Source organism: Massilia sp. Dwa41.01b, assembly GCF_014171775.1.
Classification (GTDB): Bacteria; Pseudomonadota; Gammaproteobacteria; order Burkholderiales; family Burkholderiaceae_D; genus Telluria.
Map to the genome: position 1 here is coordinate 4,136,320 of NZ_CP050454.1, position 19,045 is coordinate 4,155,364.

At 65.4% G+C, this 19,045-nt stretch carries 18 protein-coding genes and 3 pseudogenes; 19 read left to right on the plus strand and 2 right to left on the minus strand.

Features of this window, described 5'->3' with window-relative positions; all coding sequences use genetic code 11:
- Positions 1–59: 59 nt before the first annotated feature.
- Positions 60–881, minus strand: coding sequence for a flagellin (locus G4G28_RS19020; protein WP_182989476.1), 822 nt, complete (start codon positions 879–881; stop codon positions 60–62).
- A 373-nt stretch (positions 882–1,254) separates the two neighbouring features.
- Between G4G28_RS19020 and G4G28_RS19025 the strand changes: the two genes are divergently transcribed.
- From G4G28_RS19025 to G4G28_RS19075, 10 genes and pseudogenes are all read left to right on the plus strand, one after another.
- Positions 1,255–2,868: a tetratricopeptide repeat protein gene (locus tag G4G28_RS19025; protein WP_183107720.1), complete on the plus strand. Its 1,614-nt coding sequence runs from the start codon at positions 1,255–1,257 to the stop codon at positions 2,866–2,868.
- A complete protein-coding gene (locus G4G28_RS19030; RefSeq protein WP_183107721.1) occupies positions 2,868–3,434 on the plus strand; it encodes a glycosyltransferase family 9 protein in 567 nt (188 codons plus the stop codon). Before G4G28_RS19025 ends, G4G28_RS19030 begins: the two co-directional genes overlap by 1 nt.
- A 137-nt stretch (positions 3,435–3,571) precedes the next feature.
- Positions 3,572–3,973, plus strand: a pseudogene (locus G4G28_RS29430) (GAF domain-containing protein); the annotation flags it as partial.
- Positions 3,974–4,211: 238 nt separating this feature from the next.
- Positions 4,212–4,903: pseudogene (locus G4G28_RS29435) on the plus strand (diguanylate cyclase domain-containing protein); the annotation flags it as partial.
- Between the two features lie 7 nt (positions 4,904–4,910).
- Entirely contained in the window at positions 4,911–5,282 is a 372-nt protein-coding gene (locus tag G4G28_RS29440) for an EAL domain-containing protein (RefSeq protein WP_374039746.1), read from the plus strand.
- Positions 5,283–5,541: 259 nt separating this feature from the next.
- The gene (locus tag G4G28_RS19055; protein ID WP_183107724.1) at positions 5,542–5,823 is read left to right on the plus strand and encodes a hypothetical protein; all 282 of its coding nucleotides are present in this window, start codon (positions 5,542–5,544) and stop codon (positions 5,821–5,823) included.
- A 290-nt stretch (positions 5,824–6,113) separates the two neighbouring features.
- Entirely contained in the window at positions 6,114–6,557 is a 444-nt protein-coding gene (fliS, locus tag G4G28_RS19060) for a flagellar export chaperone FliS (RefSeq protein ID WP_182989480.1), read from the plus strand.
- Entirely contained in the window at positions 6,554–6,886 is a 333-nt protein-coding gene (locus tag G4G28_RS19065; protein WP_308601039.1) for a flagellar protein FliT, read from the plus strand. Before fliS ends, G4G28_RS19065 begins: the two co-directional genes overlap by 4 nt.
- A 1,076-nt stretch (positions 6,887–7,962) precedes the next feature.
- Complete coding sequence (locus G4G28_RS19070) at positions 7,963–8,346, plus strand: EscU/YscU/HrcU family type III secretion system export apparatus switch protein (protein ID WP_183107725.1); 384 nt, start codon at positions 7,963–7,965, stop codon at positions 8,344–8,346.
- The gene (locus G4G28_RS19075; RefSeq protein WP_182989484.1) at positions 8,330–9,082 is read left to right on the plus strand and encodes a flagellar brake protein; all 753 of its coding nucleotides are present in this window, start codon (positions 8,330–8,332) and stop codon (positions 9,080–9,082) included. Before G4G28_RS19070 ends, G4G28_RS19075 begins: the two co-directional genes overlap by 17 nt.
- Positions 9,083–9,325: 243 nt before the next feature.
- Here G4G28_RS19075 and fliE read toward each other — a convergent pair whose 3' ends face one another.
- Positions 9,326–9,712 carry a flagellar hook-basal body complex protein FliE gene (fliE, locus tag G4G28_RS19080; RefSeq protein WP_182989485.1) on the minus strand — a complete coding sequence of 129 codons (387 nt, stop codon included), beginning with the start codon at positions 9,710–9,712 and terminating at the stop codon, positions 9,326–9,328.
- 206 nt (positions 9,713–9,918) lie between these two features.
- Between fliE and fliF the strand changes: the two genes are divergently transcribed.
- The 9 genes and pseudogenes from fliF (at position 9,919) to fliN (ending at position 18,791) form a co-directional block, all read left to right on the plus strand.
- Positions 9,919–11,610 carry a flagellar basal-body MS-ring/collar protein FliF gene (fliF, locus tag G4G28_RS19085; RefSeq protein WP_182989486.1) on the plus strand — a complete coding sequence of 564 codons (1,692 nt, stop codon included), beginning with the start codon at positions 9,919–9,921 and terminating at the stop codon, positions 11,608–11,610.
- Entirely contained in the window at positions 11,607–12,611 is a 1,005-nt protein-coding gene (fliG, locus tag G4G28_RS19090; protein WP_182991890.1) for a flagellar motor switch protein FliG, read from the plus strand. The genes fliF and fliG overlap by 4 nt, the downstream gene beginning before the upstream one ends.
- Positions 12,612–12,885: 274 nt before the next feature.
- On the plus strand, positions 12,886–13,380 hold the full coding sequence (locus G4G28_RS19095) for a flagellar assembly protein FliH (RefSeq protein ID WP_229507728.1): 495 nt from the start codon (positions 12,886–12,888) through the stop codon (positions 13,378–13,380).
- Positions 13,380–14,803: pseudogene (gene fliI, locus G4G28_RS19100) on the plus strand (flagellar protein export ATPase FliI). Before G4G28_RS19095 ends, fliI begins: the two are co-directional and overlap by 1 nt.
- Before the next feature lie 37 nt (positions 14,804–14,840).
- Positions 14,841–15,284 (plus strand): flagellar export protein FliJ, encoded by a 444-nt coding sequence (gene fliJ / locus G4G28_RS19105; protein ID WP_182989487.1) that lies wholly within the window; start codon positions 14,841–14,843, stop codon positions 15,282–15,284.
- Positions 15,285–15,312: 28 nt separating this feature from the next.
- Positions 15,313–16,596: a flagellar hook-length control protein FliK gene (locus G4G28_RS19110; protein ID WP_183107726.1), complete on the plus strand. Its 1,284-nt coding sequence runs from the start codon at positions 15,313–15,315 to the stop codon at positions 16,594–16,596.
- 290 nt (positions 16,597–16,886) lie between these two features.
- Positions 16,887–17,351 (plus strand): flagellar basal body-associated protein FliL, encoded by a 465-nt coding sequence (fliL, locus tag G4G28_RS19115; protein ID WP_229425203.1) that lies wholly within the window; start codon positions 16,887–16,889, stop codon positions 17,349–17,351.
- A 20-nt stretch (positions 17,352–17,371) separates the two neighbouring features.
- A complete protein-coding gene (gene fliM, locus G4G28_RS19120) occupies positions 17,372–18,370 on the plus strand; it encodes a flagellar motor switch protein FliM (RefSeq protein ID WP_182989491.1) in 999 nt (332 codons plus the stop codon).
- Entirely contained in the window at positions 18,363–18,791 is a 429-nt protein-coding gene (gene fliN / locus G4G28_RS19125) for a flagellar motor switch protein FliN (RefSeq protein WP_182989492.1), read from the plus strand. Before fliM ends, fliN begins: the two co-directional genes overlap by 8 nt.
- Positions 18,792–19,045 lie beyond the last annotated feature (254 nt).

Below are 19,045 nucleotides of genomic sequence, written 5' to 3' on the forward strand. Positions count from 1 at the left end.
CGGGGCCGTGCCCCGCATAGTCATCGTTCGAACCGGAACCGGTCGATTATACCGATCGATTAGCCGCGCAGCAGGGACATCACGCTGTTCGGTGCCGAGTTGGCCTGGGCCAGCATCGCGGTACCGGCCTGCTGCAGGATCTGCGCACGGCTCAGCTTGCTGGTTTCCGAAGCGTAGTCGGTGTCGGTGATGCGGCTCTTTGCTGCCGACTGGTTCTCGACCGAGGTAGCCAGGTTGCTGATGGCGTAGCCCATGCGGTTCTGCGCGGTACCCAGCGAAGCGCGCTCGGTGTTCAGGGCCTTCAGGGCGCCGTCGATGGCGCTGATGGCGGCCGATGCGCTGGTCACGTCGCTGACGGCGACAGCCGTCGATTGCAGGCCGGCGTAGGCGGTGTTGGCGCCGAAGCTGACGGTGATCTTCTGGCCCGAGTCGGCGCCGACCTGGATGTCCTTCGACACGGCGGTCGCGGTCAGCAGGGCATTACCGTTGAACTTGGTGTCCGAAGCGATACGGCCGATTTCGGTGTTCAGTGCCTTGATTTCGGTGTCGATGTTCGACCATTCTTCGGTGCCGTTCGTGGCGTTCGCGCCCTGGACAGCCAGTTCACGCATACGCTGCAGTGCGTCCGAGATGTTCGACAGTGCGCCGTCGGCGGTCTGCATCATCGAGATGCCGTCGTTGGCGTTACGGGAAGCTTGCGACATGCCGCGGATCTGGGAATCCATCTTCGTGGCGATCGACATGCCGGCAGCGTCGTCCTTGGCGCTGTTGACGCGCAGGCCCGACGACAGGCGTTGCATCGAGGTGGACAGTTCGTTGGACGACTTGTTGATGTTGCGTTGTGCGTTCAGCGAGGACAGGTTGGTATTGATCGTCGACATGGTCATTCTCCAGTGGGCAGTTCGGTGTTAGTGCTGCTATCAGGGTTTGGTTGATTTCTTGCGTCGCGTTTTTCGTTTCCCGCTCGCTTGTATTCTTTAACGGAACCCCTTGCAAAACCTTGAGGAATTTCTTCAAAAAATTTTTTGTGAGCAATTTTGCATCGGAACCGCGACTGCTGACTTCTCTGATGCAACAGGCCTGTTCACGGCAGCGCCAGAGAAATATTTAGCGGCAATTTCCCCTTTTGTTCTTCCCTTGCCCCTTGGCACTGTCGAACTACACTGTGGCCTACCCTGCGGATACTGCCGCATCGAACCCGTACGCACGCCGAGCTCCTGTCGGAGGGGCGTACCCAGCGAAAGCCCGTCTTATATGAAGAAGAAGCAAACTCCGGCAGACCGCCTGTTCGCCGCCGGCCTCGCCGCGCACCAGAAGGGGCAGCTTGACGCCGCCTTTGCCCAGTACGAAGCCGCGCTGGCGCGCGATGGGCGCCATTTCGACACGCTGCACCACATCGGCATCCTCGGTTACCAGAGCGGCAACCACGAACTGGCCCTGCAATTCATGGGCGAGGCGATCAGCGTGAATCCGAACGTCTCTTCCGTGTATAGCAACCTCGGCAATATCTTCAAGGCGATCGGCGAGCACGCCTCCGCCCTGCAGAGCTATACCCAGGCGCTGGCGCTATCGCCGGGCAATGTCGATGCACTATATAACCGCGGTAATGTATTGCAGCAGTTGAAGCGCTACGAGGAGGCGCTGGCGAGTTACCGCCGTGCGCTCGAACTGGCACCGCGCGATGTCGCTGTCTGGAACAACTGCGCCTCGGTACTGCTGGAACTGAAGCGGCACGAGGAAGCCCTGGCCGCCTGCGAGCGCGCGCTGGCGCTCGACCCAAGCCATGCCGAAGCCCTCAACAACCGCGGCAACATCCTGCTGGACGAAGGCCGCCATGAGGAGGCGCTGGACGCCTATGCACTGGCACGCACGCGGCACCCGGACTATCCCGACGCCGGCATCAATTACGCCAAGGCCTTGCGCACGCTGGGCCGCTTCGACGAGGCACTGGACACCTACGACACCCTGCTGGAACGCTTCCCGCAGGCGGCCGAAGGCTGGCACGGCCGCGCCAACGTGCTGCGCCACCTGCGCCGCCGCGGGGAAGCACTGGAGAACTACCAGCGCGCGGTGGAGCTCGATGCCGGCTCGGCCGTGTTCCGCGTCAGCCTCGGCTACCTGCTGATCGAACTGGGCAAGATGGACAGCGCCCTGAAAAGCCTCGACATCGCCATCGCACTCGACAGCACGCTCACGTCGGCCTACAACGGCCGCGGCATCGCGCTGCAGCGCCTGCGCCGCCTCGAGGAAGCCATGGCCTCCTTCGACGCATCCCTCGCCATCGACCCGGAATACACCGATGGCCTGCTCAACCGCGCGAACATCCTGCAGGACATGGGCCGCAGCGAAGAGGCCCTGGCCGCCTACGACCTCGTGCTGGCACTGAAGGGCGACAGCGCCGCCGCCTGGAACAACCGCGGCAACGCCTACGAGGCACTGCGCCGCTACGAGGATGCCCTCGGCTGCTTCGACAAGGCCATCGCCATCCATCCCGGCTACGCGCCGCCGCACTGGAACCGCGCGCTGTTGAACCTGCAATACGGGAACCTGCTCGACGGCTGGCGCGGCTACGAGTGGCGCTGGAATAACGAAGTGCTGAGCTGCTATGCCGAAAAGCGCGACTTCACCGCGCCTGACTGGAGCGGCCAGGAATCGCTGGCCGGCAAGACCATCCTGCTGTGGGCCGAACAGGGCCTGGGCGACACGCTGCAGTTCTGCCGCTACGCCGCCATGGTCAAGGCGCGCGGCGCGCATGTCGTGCTGGAAGTGCAGAAGCCGCTGCGCGGCCTGCTGGCGGGCCTCCCGGCGTCGACCAGGTCATCGCCAAGGGCGACGCGCTGCCCGCTTTCGACTATCACAGCTCGCTGATGTCGCTGCCGCTCGCCTTTGGCACCGAGCTCGCTTCGATCCCGGCGATGCGCCGCTACCTGCAGGCCGAGCCTGCGCGCCTGGCCGAGTGGGAAGCACGCCTGGGCCCGCGCACGCGGCCGCGCGTCGGCCTGGTCTGGAGCGGCAACGCCCAGCACGCCAACGACCACAACCGCAGTATCCCGTTTGCACTGCTGGCGCGTCTGCTGGAGCTCGACTGCCAGTTCGTCTCGCTGCAGAAGGAATACCGCGACGCCGACCGCGACGCCCTCGACGCCTCGCCGGTAGTGCGCATGGACGCGCACCTGAACGACTTTTCCGACACCGCCGCCCTGTGCGAACTGATGGACGTGGTCATCGCGGTCGACACCAGCGTGGCCCACCTGGCCGGCGCCCTCGGCAAGCCCTTGTGGGTGATGCTGCCGCAGGTGGCCGACTGGCGCTGGCTGACCGTGCGCACGGACTCGCCGTGGTACCCGGACGCGCGCCTGTTCCGCCAGGACAAGCCGGGCGATTGGGCCGGCGTGATCGACGCCGTGAAGGACGCGCTGGCAACCCAGGCCTAGTCCCGGCACCGCCCGGGCGCACGGGCACGCGATTTTACAATTGTGCGCCATTTGCAAAATCCGCCCGCTTCTGGCGTAATGCAAAGTAATTCACGATCACAGCCGTATCGGCGATGCGGCTGGCCCTTGCGCCCATGATGACACCTCAGATCCCGGTAGACGAAGCGTCGCGGCTGGCCGCGCTGCATGCGACCAGCCTGTTCGGTACCGGGCCGGAGGAAGCCTTCGACCGCATCACCCGCCTGACCGCCAAGCTGCTCGATGTGCCGACCGCGCTGATTTCGCTGGTCGGCAGCGACACCCAGTGGTTCAAGTCGCGCTGCGGCTTTGCCGCCCAGTACACCTCGCGCGACGTCTCGTTCTGCGGCCACGCCATCCTCACCGACCAGCCTTTGGTGGTGCCGGACGCCAGCCGCGACCCGCGTTTTGCCGACAACCCGATCGTGCTCGGCGAGCCCCACGTGCGCTTTTATGCGGGCGTGCAGCTGTATTCGGTGGAGCGGGCCAAGCTGGGCACCCTGTGCATCCTCGACACGAAGCCGCGCGAGATCGGCGAGGCCGAGCTGGAGGAAATGCACGAGCTGGCGCGCATGGTCGAGGAACTGATCTACCACCGCCAGTTGGCGCGGGCCGCGCAGCAGCTGCACGAACAGTTGCAATCCCGCGGCTCGGGCACCCAGCTGGCAGCGGCGGCTGGCCAGGTCGAATTCCTGCTGACCCACGATACCCTCACGGGCCTGGCCAACCGCCAGGCACTGCTGCACGCTGCGCGACCGCATGCCCGAGTGGCGCGGCACCAGCGGCACGGCACGCCCCCTCGCCTGCCTGAACATCGACCGCTTCAAGCGCATCAACGAGGCGCTCGGCCACCTGGCCGGCGACGCCGCGCTGGTGGCGGTGACGCGCGCGCTGGAAGCCGAACTCGCCCCGGCGACATGCTGGCGCGCACCGGCAACGACGAATTCGCGCTCCTGATCGGGACGCCCGGCACGCCGGCAGAACTCGAAACGCGCCTGAACCGCTTGATGCACGAGGTCAACCACAGCGTGAGCTGGTCCGGCAAGGAAGTCGCCATCACCTGCAGCATCGGCTTTGCCCGCTTCCCCGGGATGGCGACGATGCCGACAGCCTGCTCGGCAATGCGGCCACCGCGATGCGCCATGCAAAAGCCTGGGCGGCGCGCGCATCGAGCATTTCTCGCCTGGCCAGCGCCGGAACTGGGCCGGCGCATGGCGCTCGAGAGCCAGCTGCGGCGCGCGCTCGAGCGTGGCGAACTGTTCCTGCAATACCAGCCGAAGATCGACCTGCAGCGCGGCTGGCTGGCCGGCTTCGAGGCGCTGCTGCGCTGGCGCCATCCGGAATACGGCGTGGTGTCGCCAGAGGAATTCGTGCCGATCGCCGAGGAAACCGGCCTGATCGTGCCGATCGGCGAATGGATCGTCGGCACCGCCATTGCCCAGATGGTCGCCTGGCGCAATGCCGGCCTGCCCGAGGTGCCGGTGGCCGTCAACCTGTCGGCGCGCCAGTTCCTGCAGGGCGACGTGGTGGCCCCGGGTGGAGGCGCTGCTGGGCACGGCCGGCCTGCGCGCGGGCCTGCTGGAGCTGGAACTGACCGAAAGCGTGTCCATGGCCGAACCCGAGCGCAGCCTGGCCATCATGCACCGCCTGCGCGCCCTCGGGGTCACGCTCAGCATCGACGACTTCGGCACCGGCTACTCGAGCTTCGGCTACCTCAAGCGCCTGCCGATCGACAAGCTCAAGATCGACAAATCGTTTGTCCACGACATGGTGCACAGCAGCGATGCGCGCGCCATCGTCGCCGCCATCGTCGCCATGGCCACAGCCTGAACCTGCGCGTGGTGGCCGAAGGGGTCGAAGTGGCGGCGCAGGCCGCAGCCCTGCGCGCCACCGGCTGCGACCCAGGCCCGGGGCTACCTGTATGCGCGCCCCTTGGGCGGGGCCGATGCCGGCCGCTATCTCGTCGACGCGCCGGCGCGTGGCGTCCTTTCCAAGCGTGCGGCGGGGGCATAAATGCGTTTTTCGGGTCTGTCCTACTAGGACAGTCCTACGACGGAAACAATTCCTCACAAATCAGCGGAACGCACGCATGGGCGCTCTGGATATCATTATGCCAACGCAGCTTGTTGCGGCCCAGGGGGCTGGAGCGCTGCGTGTGGATATCCGAGGCGTTATGATGCAACGAAGAACCGACGAGCAAACGGCCCTGACGGCTGAATATGCTCTGTACCTGGTCGATATACGCGGGGTGGATTTCGCCCTGAAGTATCTCGACACCTGCAATGTCCCCCGCTCGATCCTGGCGCGCGCGCTTGCCTCGCCCGCACTGCGGCGTCATCACGAACGCCGCCAGCAGCCGAGAAACGACTGACTGCGCAGCCGCCTCGTCCTGCGCGGCTGCGCGCCGCACCCCTCCGGCATCCTCCACACGGTCTACCCTTGCCGCCGCATTTCCTTGTCCGGATGACAAAACCGGAAAAAGCCGGGTATTCCCCACTCTCAAGTCCGGTTAGAAGCTGCCGTTAAGCCAGTAAACTACCCACGCTGAAGAATGGCACCGCGGCAGCAACGCCGCCCCGACCAGCTGCAGCACACAATTTATTGGGGGAGCGATGGCGCCAGGCGCCTGCTTCCCGGCCATGAAGTATTTGGAGGTTCACGATGTTTGGATCGATGCAGCGCGGCGTCAACGCCTATGCCAAAGTAGGACTGGAAACCTCGGTGATTTCCGCCTCGCCCCATAAACTGATCGTCATGCTGTACGACGGCGCCCTGGTCGCCGTCAAGAGCGCCGCCAACCACATGGCGGCCGGCCATATCGCCGAACGCGGCGCCGCCATCTCGAAGGCCCTGGACATCATCAACAACGGCCTGCGCGCCAGCCTCGACAAGAAGGCCGGCGGCGACATCGCCCGCAACCTCGACGCGCTCTACGTCTACATGACCGAACGCCTGCTGATGGCCAACCTGCAGAACAAGGCTGCGCTGCTCGACGAAGTGCAGACCCTGCTGACCGACCTGCGCGACGCCTGGACCCAGATCGGTGAAAAGCCGGCCGCGCCCGCGGATGCCATGTCGCAGTATCCCGTGATGGCGAGCGCATGATGATGACCGGCCAGGAAGTACTGTCCGAATACGCCGCCGTGGCCGACCTGACCGGGCAGATGCTTGCCGCCGCCGAAGCCGGCGACTGGGACCACCTGGTGGTCCTCGAGCAGGAGTGCACGCTGCACGTGAACGTGCTCAAGCGCGAGGAAGCGGCCGTCCAGCTGAACCCGTCGAACCTGTGCATCAAGATCGACTGCATCAAGCGCATCCTCGCCGACGACCGCCGCATCCGCGACCTGACCATGCCGTGGATGGCCCACCTGTCCGCCCTGATCAACAACTCCGGTACCCAGCGCCGCCTGAACAACGCCTACGGCAGCGTCTGAGCGACCAAGCTTCATGGTCGAGCGCCTTTCCAGCCCCGCCGTCGGCGCTCCGCTGCCGGCCCAGCCGGTGGCGCCGGCCGAACGCCTGGGCGATCCTCGCCTCGAACAATTCCAGCGCAGCCTCGCGACCATGCTCGGCAGCCGGCTGCCGGTCACGGTGCTGGGGCGCATGAACGACGGCAGTTTCATGACCCGCGTGCTCGACGCGCCGGTGCGCATGATGCTGCCGCCCGGCACCCAGTCCGGCGCCCAACTCACGATGACCGTCCTGGCGGCCTCGCCCCAGCCGACCTTCGGCCTGGGCGAAGCCAGCCTGCAGGGCACGCTGCTGCCTTTGAACGCGAATGCGGCCTCGCTGGCGGCCAGTGTCGCCGCGGCCAGTGTGCCCTTCGCCCGGATGGGCGGCCAGCCGCAGACAGCCGAGCTCAGTCCCGCCGCGCGCCTGCTGGCGCAGGTACTGCAAGGCACCGGCAAGGAGGGTACTCCTGCCCTGCAAGGTGCGGCGCCGCTGCTGCCGGCAACATCGAACGCGCCAGACCCGGCGCAGCTGGCAAAGCAGCTGCAGCACACCGTCGCCGCCAGCGGCCTGTTCTATGAATCGCACCTGGCCGAATGGGCCGAAGGCAAGCGTCCCCTGTCTGAACTGATAAGCGAACCCCAGGCGCAGCGCGCGCCGGGCACGTCGGCGCTTGACCCGGCCAGCGCCCGCCTGATCAACCAGCAACTCCATACCCATGAACATGGCCAGCTCGCCTGGCAGGGCCAGCTCGGCCCGGGCCAGGCCATGCGCTGGGAGATCCGGCGCGAGGATGGCGAGGCCGAGCCCGGCGAGCGCGGCCAGGAGAACGACGGCCCGGGCTGGCACAGCGGCCTGCGCCTGCGCTTTGCCGCGCTGGGCGAAGTGGAAGCGGCCGTCACGCTGCGTGCGGGCCGGTTGCGCATCGAACTGCAGGCGGCGCCCGCAGCCGGGCGCTTCTGCGCCAGGCCGCGCCGCGCCTGCAGGACGCGCTGGCAGCCGCCGGCAGCGAGCTGGCGGCGCTGCGTATCGAGGACCGTCGGCAGGGCCAGGACGACGCATGAACGAGTCCCTCCCCCAGCGCCAGCAGCGCGCCGTCGCCCTCGCCTACGCCGCCGGATCGAACGCGCCGACCGTGGTTGCCAAGGGCCGCGGCCTGGTGGCCGAGCAGATCATCGAACGGGCCCAGGAAGCCGGCGTCTTCGTCCACGAATCTAAGGAGCTCGTATCGTTGCTGATGGACGTCGATCTCGACGGCCAGATCCCACCGGGCCTGTACCGCGCGATTGCGGAACTGTTAGCCTGGCTATATCATATTGAGTCAGCGCAACAATCTGGCCAACCCCTCCTGGCGCCTCCCGACAGCGCGCTCCACATCGACCACCCTGGCTCACCAGCAGCCTTACCTGCACTATCGGCGGAACAAGATGCAAGCACTACATGACGCGGAACTGGAAAACTGGCACGACTTCGAAGTGGGGTCGCGCCGCGAGATCGTCGTACTGCTGCGCCAGATCGGCGAACACAAGCAGTTGATTCGCATGAAGATCAAGGGCGAGGGCGACGTCTGCGTCACTTCGGTCCTCGACGTCGATGACGACGAGGGCAGGTTTGTTCTCGACCGCTCGATCGATCCGGACCAGAACCGCCGCATCCTGGCCGCAAGCGGCCTGACCTGCGAAACCTATCTCGACAAGATCCGCATCCTGTTTTCCATTGACAAGGTACAGGAAGTCGAATACGAGGGCGGCCCGGCTCTGGTGGCCGACATTCCTGCGACGCTGTTTCGCCTGCAGCGGCGCGAGTTCTACCGCATGGCCACGCCATTGACGACCCCGGTCCCGGCCCTGCTGCCGATGCCGCTCGAACTCGGTGGCGGCAACGCCACCTTTCCGCTGGCCGACATCAGCTGCGGCGGCGTCGCCCTGCTCGACAACCGCATGGTCCTGAATTCGACGATGGGCCAGACCTTCACAGGCTGCCGCATCGAGCTGCCGGAGATCGGCACCGTTACTACTTCGCTGCAGGTGCGCAACGCGCTGGACGTCACCATGCTCAACAACAAGACCAGCCGCCGGATCGGCTGCATGTTCGTCGATATTTCGCGGGCGAACGCGGCGGCTGTGCAGCGCTATATCACCAAGCTCGAGCGCGAACGGAATGCTCGGCTGCGGGGGTAGGTTTTGTAGTTCGTAGGGGCCGTTGAGGCCAGTGGCCTTGACGGCGGTTTCACCGGGCACTCGTGCCCACGCGGTCGTACGGTTGTGCACCACCGGTATCGCTCGGAGCGACTGAGCCAATGACCAGGCGACGTACCGCGTGGGCACGAGTGCCCACCCTACAATGCATCGCCGCCAACAATGAAAACGGGCCGCGTTCCTAATGGAATCGCGGCCCGTTTTCATTACGACAGTGCTGCAGGATCACACCTGCATATTCATGATCTCGTGATACGCCGACACCAGCTTGTTGCGCACCTGCACAGTGGCCTGGAAGGCAATGCTCGACTTCTGCATGGCGATCATCGTGTCCGACAGGCTGACGCTGTCGTCGCCCATGGCGAAGCGCTGGCCAAGCTCTTCGGCCTTGTTCTGCGATTCGCTCACCTTCTCGAGCGAAGTCTTGAGCGCATCGGAAAAGCTGACCTTCGAAGCGCCTTCGTTGACGCCCACGCCAGGCGCGGCGCCAGGCCCGCCGAGGCCGCCTAAAGCGCCTGCGCCCAGCGAAGGCGCGGCCGGCCTGGTTGCCGCCGCTTTCAGCTGCGCCATCATCGATTCGATCCGGCTGCTGTCGATTCCGCCTACGTTCATGGGTTCTCCTGTTATGCCTTGCTGGTCCGTACCGCTGTACGGGACCGGTTTCAGGCTGTCAGATTACCAGTGTCGCGGCAACATTTTGCGTCGAGCAGGAGGGGAAACCACCCCCTGTTCCCCCATTTGAATGTTGCCCTGGAGCTCCATAATTCTGCCTTGACTCGCCCCATTCCGAACTGAATTCACTCCTCCTGGACAACAACATGGCCGCAACCGCCGACGAACTGCTCGACATTCCTGCTGCTCCGCAACCGTTCTTCAAGACCACCATGGGCCGTAACGTGCTCATCGGCGGTGGCGTGGCGGCCGTGCTGGCGATCGTCGCTGCTATCTGGCTGTGGAGCAGCACCCCCGACTACCGCGTCCTCTACGCCAACTACAGCGACAAGGACGGCGGCGCGATTACCGCGGCACTCGACCAGATGGGAGTCAAGTACAAGTTTTCCGAAGGCGGCACCGCGATCCTGGTCCCAAGCGAGCAGGTGCCGGACCTGCGCCTGAAGCTGGCCTCGCAGGGCTTGCCGAAAGGCGGCAATGTCGGCTTCGAGCTGATGGAAAACCAGAAGCTGGGCGTGTCGCAATTCCTGGAACAGGTCAATTACCAGCGTTCGCTCGAAGGCGAACTGGCCCGTTCGATCCAGTCGCTCGGTTCCGTCGCCGGCGCGCGCGTGCACCTGGCGCTGCCGAAACCGTCCGTGTTCGTGCGCGACCAGCAAAAGCCGACCGCTTCCGTGCTGCTGAACCTGCAGTCGGGCCGCGCCCTCGATCCGGGCCAGGTCAGCGCCATCGTCCACCTGGTGGCCTCGAGCATCCCTGAACTCACCATCGGCAACGTCACCGTCGTCGACCAGAACGGCAACCTGCTGTCGGAACAGCCGAAGCAGAATGGCCTCAACAAGCAGCTCGATGCCACCCAGCTCAAATATGTCGAGCAGGTCCAGCAGAACATCATCAAGCAGGTCGAGTCCCTGATCACGCCGATCGTCGGCAAGGGCAACGTGCGCGCCGAAGCCACCGCCGAGATCGACTTCGCGCAAGTGGACACCGCCGCCGAGATGTACAAGCCGAATTCGGCACCGGAGCCGCAGGCCATCCGCAGCCAGCAGAGCTCGGAGCAAACGGGCGCCACCACCGGTGCGCCGAGCGGCGTGCCGGGCGCCTTGTCGAACCAGCCGCCGGGCGTGGCAGTCGCTCCCTTGGATGGCGGCGCGCCGGGTGCCGCACCGCAGACGACGACGGGTCCCAGCCGCAAGGACGCCACCACGAATTATGAAGTCGACAAGACGATCCGCTACGAGCAGCGTCCGATGGGCGGCGTCAAGCGCCTGACGGTGGGCGTGGTGGTGAACTACCGCCGCTCGGTCGATCCGAACACCGGCAAGATCACGGTCAAGCCGCTGGCAGCCGCCGAAGTGGCCCAGATCAACGAACTGGTCAAGCAGGCGATGGGTTACTCGCAGGCACGCGGCGACACCATGAACGTGGCGAACGCACCCTTCGACGGCATCGACCGCCCGGACGAGAACGGTCCGGACTGGTACAAGGATCCATCGAACCTGCCGCTGGCCATGCAAGTAGGCAAGTACCTGCTGATCGCCCTGGCGATCGCCTTCCTGTACTACCGCATCCTGCGGCCGCTGCTGCGCCCTGTCATGCACAAGTTCGACGAGGCGACCGCGATGCCGGAAGAGGAAGAGGAAGACGAGGACGAGGACGCCGTCGTCGAGCTGGACTCGGCCGGCAGGGTGCTGGGGCCGGACGGCATGCCGGTCGAGGAAGAAGAAGCACCGCGGGAGCGCAGTTACCGCGCCAACCTGGCGATGGCAAAAGAGATGGCGAAGAATGATCCGCGCATCGTGGCAAACGTAATCAAGGCATGGGTGGGTTCGGAATGAGCGACAAGGACAAGGACGGCGTGACCAAGGCGGCAATCCTGATGCTGGCCATGGGCGAGGAAGAAGCGGCCGAGGTGATGAAATTCCTCGGCCCGCGCGAAGTGCTGAAACTGGGCGCGGCGATGGCGGCGATGAAATCGGTGCAGCACGAGCAGGTGGTCAGCGTGTTGGAAGCCTTCCGCGACGAAGCCGATGCCCATTCCACCGTCGGCCTCGATTCGGACGAATACATCCGCGAAGTGCTGACGAAAGCGCTGGGCGACGACAAGGCCGCCGTGCTGCTCAACCGCATCCTCGGCGGCAAGGACGCCTCGGGCATCGAAAGCCTGAAGTGGATGGATTCGCAATCGGTGTCGGAGCTGATCCGCAACGAACACCCGCAGATCATCGCCACCATCCTGGTCCACCTCGAACGCGACCAGGCCTGCGAGATCCTGTCGCACTTCACCGACCGCCTGCGCAACGATGTCGTGCTGCGTATCGCCACGCTCGACGGCGTGCAGCCGGCGGCCCTGCGCGAACTGAACGACGTGCTGACCAAGCTGTTGTCGGGTAACGAGCACATCAAGAAGTCCTCGCTGGGCGGCGTGCGCACCGCGGCCGAGATCCTGAACTTCATGGCTGGCGAGCAGGAAAGCTCGGTGATGGAAAACATCAAGAACTACGACAACGACATGGCGCAGAAGATCATGGACGAGATGTTCGTGTTCGACAACATCATCGACATCGACGACCGCGGCATCCAGCTGCTGCTGCGCGAAGTGCAGTCGGAAATGCTGATCATCGCCCTGAAGGGTGCCTCGCAGGACCTGCGCGAAAAGATCTTCAAGAACATGAGCCAGCGCGCCAGCGAGATGATGCGCGAAGACCTGGAGTCGAAAGGCCCGGTCCGTTTGTCGGAAGTGGAAGCGCAGCAGAAGCAGATTCTGCAAATCGTGCGCCGCTTGTCGGACGAAGGACAGATCGTATTGGGTGGCAAGGGCGAGGATTCCTTCGTCTGATCGGCTGAGTTCTGACTGACTTTCGGATAAAGATGAGCAAAGACACGCAGGGCGCGTTCAAGCGCTGGGAAATGACCTCGTTCGGCGACGAGCGGCCGAGCACCCTTTCGGCCCGCATCCAGGCCGAGGAGCGCGAACGCGCGGACCGCGCCGCCGCGGCGGCCGCTGCTGCCAGGGCGGCCGCGCAAGCCTATGCGCCCTCCCTCGCCCGCCATCGGCTTGCCCACCGCCGCCGAAATGGAAGCGCTGCGCGAGTCGGCGCGCGCCGAGGGCTATGCCGAGGGCCTGGAGAAGGCCGCCGCGGGCGGGCCACGCCGAAGCCTACGAGGCCGGCCGCGTCGCCGCCGCCGAAGAGCTCGGCGCACTGCGCGCAATCGCCGCCACCTTCAGCGCCGCCGTGGCGCAGGCCGACGAGACCATCGCCTCCGATGTGCTCGACCTGGCCCTGCACCTGGCGCGTTCGATGGTGCGCAGCGCCTTTACCGTCCGTCCGGAACTGGTCATCCCGATCGTGCGCGAAGCGATCGACTACCTGCCGGTGCTGCAGCAGCCGGCCATCCTGGCGCTGAACCCTGACGACATCGACATCGTGCGCGCCGCGCTTGCCGATGAACTCGACAAGGGCGGCTGGCGCGTTGTCGCCGACCCGCAGATCGGCCGCGGCGGCTGCAAGGTCGACACGGCCAGCAACCAGATCGATGCCCAGGCCGCGTCGCGCTGGGCGCGCCTGACCCAGGCACTGGGCAAGAACGTGGAGTGGCTGGGCTGATGGCGGCACATCTCGACGGCACGCCCGAGCGCGCATCCGATCGCCACACTGCGCGCTGGAAAGCCTACCTGGCCGACTGCGATGCGCTGGTCGGTTTCGTCGAGCCGATGCAGGTATCGGGCCGCGTCACGCGCGTGGCCGGCCTGGTGATGGAATGCGTCGGCCTGCGCCTGGCCGTCGGCAGCGCCTGCACCATTCCGCTGCCGAACGGCTCCCGGATCGAAGCCGAAGTCGTCGGTTTCGAAGGCGAGCGCCTGTTCCTGATGCCGCAGAGCGATGTCGAAGGCGTGGTGCCCGGCTCGCGCGTGTTCCCGGTCGAAACGCCGGTGCCGCGCCCCGGTACCGTGAACCACCCGCGCCGCCGTCCCAGCGACCGCGCGCGCCACCTGCCGGTGGGCTGGGGCCTGCTCGGCCGCGTGGTCGACGGCGCCGGCCGTCCGCTCGACGGCAAGGGACCGCTGGAGACGACCGACGTCGCGCCCATCAACGCGCGCCCCGTGAATCCGCTCGACCGCGCCCCGATCAAGGACACCCGGACGTCGGCGTGCGCGCCATCAATTCGATGCTGACGGTCGGCCGGGGCCAGCGCCTGGGCCTGTTCGCCGGTACCGGCGTCGGCAAGTCCGTGCTGCTGGGGATGATTGCGCGCTACACCACGGCGGACGTGATCGTCGTCGGCCTGATCGGCGAGCGCGGCCGTGAGGTGAAAGAATTCATCGAGCAGATCCTCGGACCGGAAGGCATGGCGCGCTCCGCCGTGGTCGCCGCCCCGGCCGACAGCCCGCCGCTGATGCGCCTGCAGGGCGCGGCCTATGCCACGGCGATCGCCGAACATTTCCGCGACCAGGGCAAGAACGTCATGCTGATCATGGATTCGCTGACGCGCTATGCAATGGCACAACGTGAAATTGCATTGGCAATTGGTGAACCTCCCGCCACCAAGGGCTATCCGCCTTCCGTGTTCGCCAAGCTGCCGGTGCTGGTGGAACGCGCCGGCAACGGCCTGGAAGGCGGTGGCTCGATCACGGCCTTTTATACCGTGCTGTCCGAGGGCGACGACCAGCAGGATCCGATCGCCGACGCCGCGCGCGGTATTCTCGACGGCCACATTGTCCTGAACCGCCACCTGGCCGAAGCAGGCCACTATCCGGCCATCGACATCGAACAATCGATCAGCCGCGCGATGCACGGCATCACCACCCACGAGCACCAGCTGCGCGCGCGCAAACTGAAGCAGCTGTATTCGCGCTACCAGCGCTCGCGCGACCTGATCAGCGTCGGGGCGTACGCCGCCGGCAGCGATCCGGTGCTCGACCAGGCCATCGCGCTGAATGGGCAGATCGAGGAATTCCTGTGCCAGGAAATCCATGAAAACACGAACATGGGCCAGAGTTTGGGGCAATTAACCTCTCTGTTCAGCTGATCGGTATGGCATCGGGCTCGCTATACTTTGATTCACTATGGCAAATACGTCCGCCCTTGAAACCCTGATCGAACTGGCCCAGCGCGATTCCGACGACGCCGCCAAGCGCCTCGGCGCGGCTTTGAGGTCGGTCGAGGAAGCCGAACAGAAGCTGCAGATGCTGCTCGGCTACCGGGACGATTACGCGAACAGGCTCGACCAGGCGCAGATGAACGGCATCACGCCCTTCGCCTACGCGAATTTCGTCGCCTTTGTCGGCAAGCTCGACAACGCGATCAATGGCCAGCAGGAAGTGTTAAAGCACGCGAAATACAAGAGTGAGCTGGAAAAGACCACCTGGCAGGAAAGCGAACGCAAGCGCCTGTCCTACCGCACGCTGACCGAGCGCGCGGCGGCCGAGGCCCTCAAGACTGAAAACAAGCGCGACCAGAAAATGATGGACGACCACGCCGCTCGCACCGCCCGCCGCGCCAACCACTGAACCATCGCAGAACGAATCGATTCCCGACATGACGATGCAAACGACCTCTTCCCTGCCCATCCAGCTGACGCCCGGCGTCCAGCCGCAGAGCCCGCGCATGAACGTGACGCCCCCGAGCGACGGCGTGAACTTCAGCGCCACGCTGGCGCGCCAGATCGAACAGCGCCAGCTCGAGGGGCGCCAGGCACTGGCCCAGCCGCAAGCGCAGCCTGTCATGCCATCCCCCGGCGTCAGCGCGCCCAGGCCGCAGGCACCGGCCAAGGCCGCCAATGAAGCGAAACCGGCGCCGCGCGAAGCGGCCAAACAGCCGGCAAAGGAAACGGCGCACGCGGAGTCCGCCGGCAAGGCCGAGGGCACGCAGGCGGCAAACGCGCAGGACAAGACGGCGGGCGCCGATGAAGGCAGCAGCGAGGACGGCAACGCCGCTGGCGCCCGCGCCGCCGATGCGGTGGTCGACATGCTGGCCCTGATGGCCAGCCTGAACGTTGCGGCACAGGTGCCGGCAGCCGCCGCCCCAGCGCCCCTGGAGACGGCCGCCAAACCGGACGCCCTGCTGGCCGGCCTGCAGAGCGGAGCTGACGACGATGCGGAACCGCTCCTCAAGCTGGCTGGCGACGCACTGGCGGACGAGGCGGACGAAGGGCAGCGCCAGAAGCCCGATGGGGGCATCGACCTGCGCGCACTCGGCCTGGGCAGGACGGCCGACGCGGCAAAGCTGCCGATGGAAGGCGCCGACTTCGCCGCCAAGCTGAAGGACAGCACGTTTCAAACCGCCATGAAGGAGGCGCCGCCGGCACTGGAAGCGTTTTCCAGCCTGAACGCCCAGGCCACGGCCCTGCAGAGCGCGCAGGCGGCCGGCAGCGTCCCGACCGACCGCCTGAGCGCGCGCGTCGGCACCCCGGCCTGGGACAACCAGGTCGGCCAGAAAGTCATCTGGATGGTCGGCGGCGAGGAGCAGAGCGCCACGCTGGAACTGAACCCGCCGGATCTCGGACCGGTGCAGGTGGTGCTGAACGTGTCGAACGACATGGCCAGCGTGACCTTCTCGTCCCAGCAGATGGAAGTACGCCAGGCGCTGGAAAATTCACTGCCGCGCCTGCGCGAAATGATGAGCGAAAGCGGCATCGCGCTCGGTAACGCGACCGTGAACGCCGGCAGCGAAGGCCGCCAGGGTCAGGAGGGCCAGGGCTCAGGCCGGCCGGGCAGCCGTAGTGGCGGCCAGGGCGGGGGCGACAGTGCCGTGGCGGAAGTCGCGCCGCGCCAGCGCAGCCGCATCCTGGGCGGCGCCGGAGCGGTCGATACCTTCGCGTGATGATGATTCATTATCGTCTCGCCCTACGCGAGACTGACGCATGATGTTCCGTTTGCGGCCGCCCTGTGCGGCCGTTTTCGTGGCAAGGGACCGGGGCGAGAACGCAAACCCCGAGATAGCCCAGCTTCCCCCCTCTTTTCAAAGCTTGCCGCTGCGCATTTTTTCTCGATAATGGCATCATTCCGCATCCCGGCAACCCATTTTGCAGCAGAGGCATCTTGAAAGCGAATCCGAAAACGAAGGCAGATCCGAAAGCAGAGGCGGCAGCAGCGCCGGCAGGCGGCTCGAAGATGAAGCTCATGATCATGCTGGTCGCGGGCGTGCTGCTGCTCGGCGGCGGCGCCGGCGCCAGCTGGTTCTTCATGCATGGCAGCGGCGACGCCGATGCCCATGAGGAAGCGTCGCCGAAGAAGAAGAAAAAGAAGGACAAGGAGGCCGTCAAGGCCGACTACCTGCCGCTCGAATCCTTCACCGTCAACCTGCAGCCCGAGAATGGCGACCAATATCTGCAAGTCCAGTTTACACTGCAGATCGAGGGTCCCGAACAGGTCGAGTTGATCAAGGAAAACATGGCAAAGGTGCGCAGCCGCGTGCTGCTGCTGTTGTCGAACAAGAAGGCATCGGAAATCAATACGGTCGAAGGCAAGCAGCAGCTGGCGGCCGAGATCAAGGCCGAGGTGCAGAAGCCTTTCGACGAGCACGGCGACGAGCAGGAAGTGGCCGACGTGTTGTTCACCTCTTTCATCATTCAGTAAGCAGCGAATAATCAGACATCATGGCCGATAATTTCCTCTCACAGGAAGAAGTCGATGCCCTCCTCAAGGGGGTCAACGGCGATCAGGACGACATTGCCGCGCCTGAAGATACCTCGGGAGTCCGCACGTACAACCTGGCGACCCAGGAGCGGATCGTGCGCGGCCGTATGCCGACGCTCGAGATCATCAACGAGCGTTTCGCGCGCCTGCTGCGCATCGGCCTGTTCAACTTCCTGCGCCGCAGCGCCGAGGTGTCCGTCGGCTCGGTGCGCGTCTCCAAGTACAGCGAATTCATCCGCAACCTGGTAGTCCCGACCAACCTGAACCTGATCCACATGAAACCGCTGCGCGGCACCGCGCTGATGGTGTTCGATCCGGGTCTCGTGTTCCTGCTGGTGGACAACCTGTTCGGTGGCGACGGCCGCTTCCACACCCGCGTCGAGGGCCGCGACTTCACGCAAACCGAGCAGCGCATCATCATGCGCATCCTCGACGTCGTGTTCGAGGCCTATACCAAGTCGTGGGAACCGGTCTATCCGATCGAATTCGAGTACGTGCGCTCGGAGATGAACACCCAGTTCGCGAACATCGCGACGCCGAACGAAGTCGTGGTATCGTCAACGTTCACGATCGAGCTCGGTCCCGTGTCGGGCCAGATCCACTTCTGCATGCCCTACTCGATGATCGAGCCGATCCGCGATGCGCTGACCTCGAGCATCCAGGGCGAGGCGCTCGAAGTGGACAAGCGCTGGATCCGCCTGATGACGCAGCAGATCCAGGTGGCGGAAGTCGAGCTGGTGGCCGAACTCGGCCACGGCAAGGCGAACTTCGACGAGATCCTCAACATGAAAGTCGGCGACGTGATTTCCATCACGGTCCCGGAATCGATCCAGGCCACGGTCGACGGCGTGCCGGTGATGGAATGCACTTACGGCGTCTCGAATGGCCAGTACGCGCTGAAGGTCGAGAAACTGCTGGCCAACAGCGACAGCTTCAATCAGGAGAAACACAATGTCTGACAATATGGACGACCAGAACCTCGACGACGACTGGGGCGCCGCGATTGCCGAACAGGCGGCGGCGGAAGCGGCGGCGCTGCAGAAGCAGCAGACCGCCAGCGCGGCCAGCGCCGCCGTCTTCCAGGATTTCGGCGCCAGGACGCCGCGTCCGGACACCCCGAACGACATCGACTTCATCCTCGACATCCCGGTCCAGCTGACCGTGGAACTGGGCCGCACCAAGATCGCGATCAAGAACCTGCTGCAGCTCGCGCAGGGCTCGGTCGTCGAACTGGACGGCCTGGCCGGCGAGCCGATGGACGTGCTCGTGAACGGCTGCCTGATCGCCCAGGGCGAGGTCGTGGTCGTGAACGACAAGTTCGGTATCCGGCTCACTGATATCATCACGCCATCGGAACGGATCAGAAAATTGAATAAATGATGCTAAAGCTCGCCCCTGCCTGCCTTTCTGCCATAACAGAAGCCAACACACGCACCGCGCCGGACTCCGACCGGCGTCGACTGGGTGCGGCAAGGTACGGGGCGAACCTGCTGCTGGCGGCAGCCTGCCTGCTGCCGCTGGCGGCCTGCGCTTCCGGGCAGGCCGTCCAGGCGGAACGCATCACCCTGGCGCAAGCCACCCCGGCACCGGCGCAGCAGGCGGCAGCGCAGCCCGCGCCGTCCCCGGGACCAGGC

Coding starts and splice junctions, on each gene's coding strand:
- G4G28_RS19030 (WP_183107721.1), top strand. CDS start 2,868: ATGTCGCTGCCGCTCGCCTTTGGCACCGAGCTCGCTTCGATCCCGGCG.
- G4G28_RS29440 (WP_374039746.1), top strand. CDS start 4,911: ATGCCGGCCTGCCCGAGGTGCCGGTGGCCGTCAACCTGTCGGCGCGCC.
- fliJ (WP_182989487.1), top strand. CDS start 14,841: ATGGCAAATACGTCCGCCCTTGAAACCCTGATCGAACTGGCCCAGCGC.
- G4G28_RS19055 (WP_183107724.1), top strand. CDS start 5,542: ATGGGCGCTCTGGATATCATTATGCCAACGCAGCTTGTTGCGGCCCAG.
- G4G28_RS19020 (WP_182989476.1), bottom strand. CDS start 881: ATGTCGACGATCAATACCAACCTGTCCTCGCTGAACGCACAACGCAAC.
- fliM (WP_182989491.1), top strand. CDS start 17,372: ATGGCCGATAATTTCCTCTCACAGGAAGAAGTCGATGCCCTCCTCAAG.
- fliL (WP_229425203.1), top strand. CDS start 16,887: ATGAAGCTCATGATCATGCTGGTCGCGGGCGTGCTGCTGCTCGGCGGC.
- G4G28_RS19095 (WP_229507728.1), top strand. CDS start 12,886: ATGCCGAGGGCCTGGAGAAGGCCGCCGCGGGCGGGCCACGCCGAAGCC.
- G4G28_RS19070 (WP_183107725.1), top strand. CDS start 7,963: ATGAACGAGTCCCTCCCCCAGCGCCAGCAGCGCGCCGTCGCCCTCGCC.
- fliG (WP_182991890.1), top strand. CDS start 11,607: ATGAGCGACAAGGACAAGGACGGCGTGACCAAGGCGGCAATCCTGATG.
- fliS (WP_182989480.1), top strand. CDS start 6,114: ATGTTTGGATCGATGCAGCGCGGCGTCAACGCCTATGCCAAAGTAGGA.
- G4G28_RS19075 (WP_182989484.1), top strand. CDS start 8,330: ATGCAAGCACTACATGACGCGGAACTGGAAAACTGGCACGACTTCGAA.
- fliN (WP_182989492.1), top strand. CDS start 18,363: ATGTCTGACAATATGGACGACCAGAACCTCGACGACGACTGGGGCGCC.
- G4G28_RS19025 (WP_183107720.1), top strand. CDS start 1,255: ATGAAGAAGAAGCAAACTCCGGCAGACCGCCTGTTCGCCGCCGGCCTC.
- G4G28_RS19065 (WP_308601039.1), top strand. CDS start 6,554: ATGATGATGACCGGCCAGGAAGTACTGTCCGAATACGCCGCCGTGGCC.
- G4G28_RS19110 (WP_183107726.1), top strand. CDS start 15,313: ATGACGATGCAAACGACCTCTTCCCTGCCCATCCAGCTGACGCCCGGC.
- fliE (WP_182989485.1), bottom strand. CDS start 9,712: ATGAACGTAGGCGGAATCGACAGCAGCCGGATCGAATCGATGATGGCG.
- fliF (WP_182989486.1), top strand. CDS start 9,919: ATGGCCGCAACCGCCGACGAACTGCTCGACATTCCTGCTGCTCCGCAA.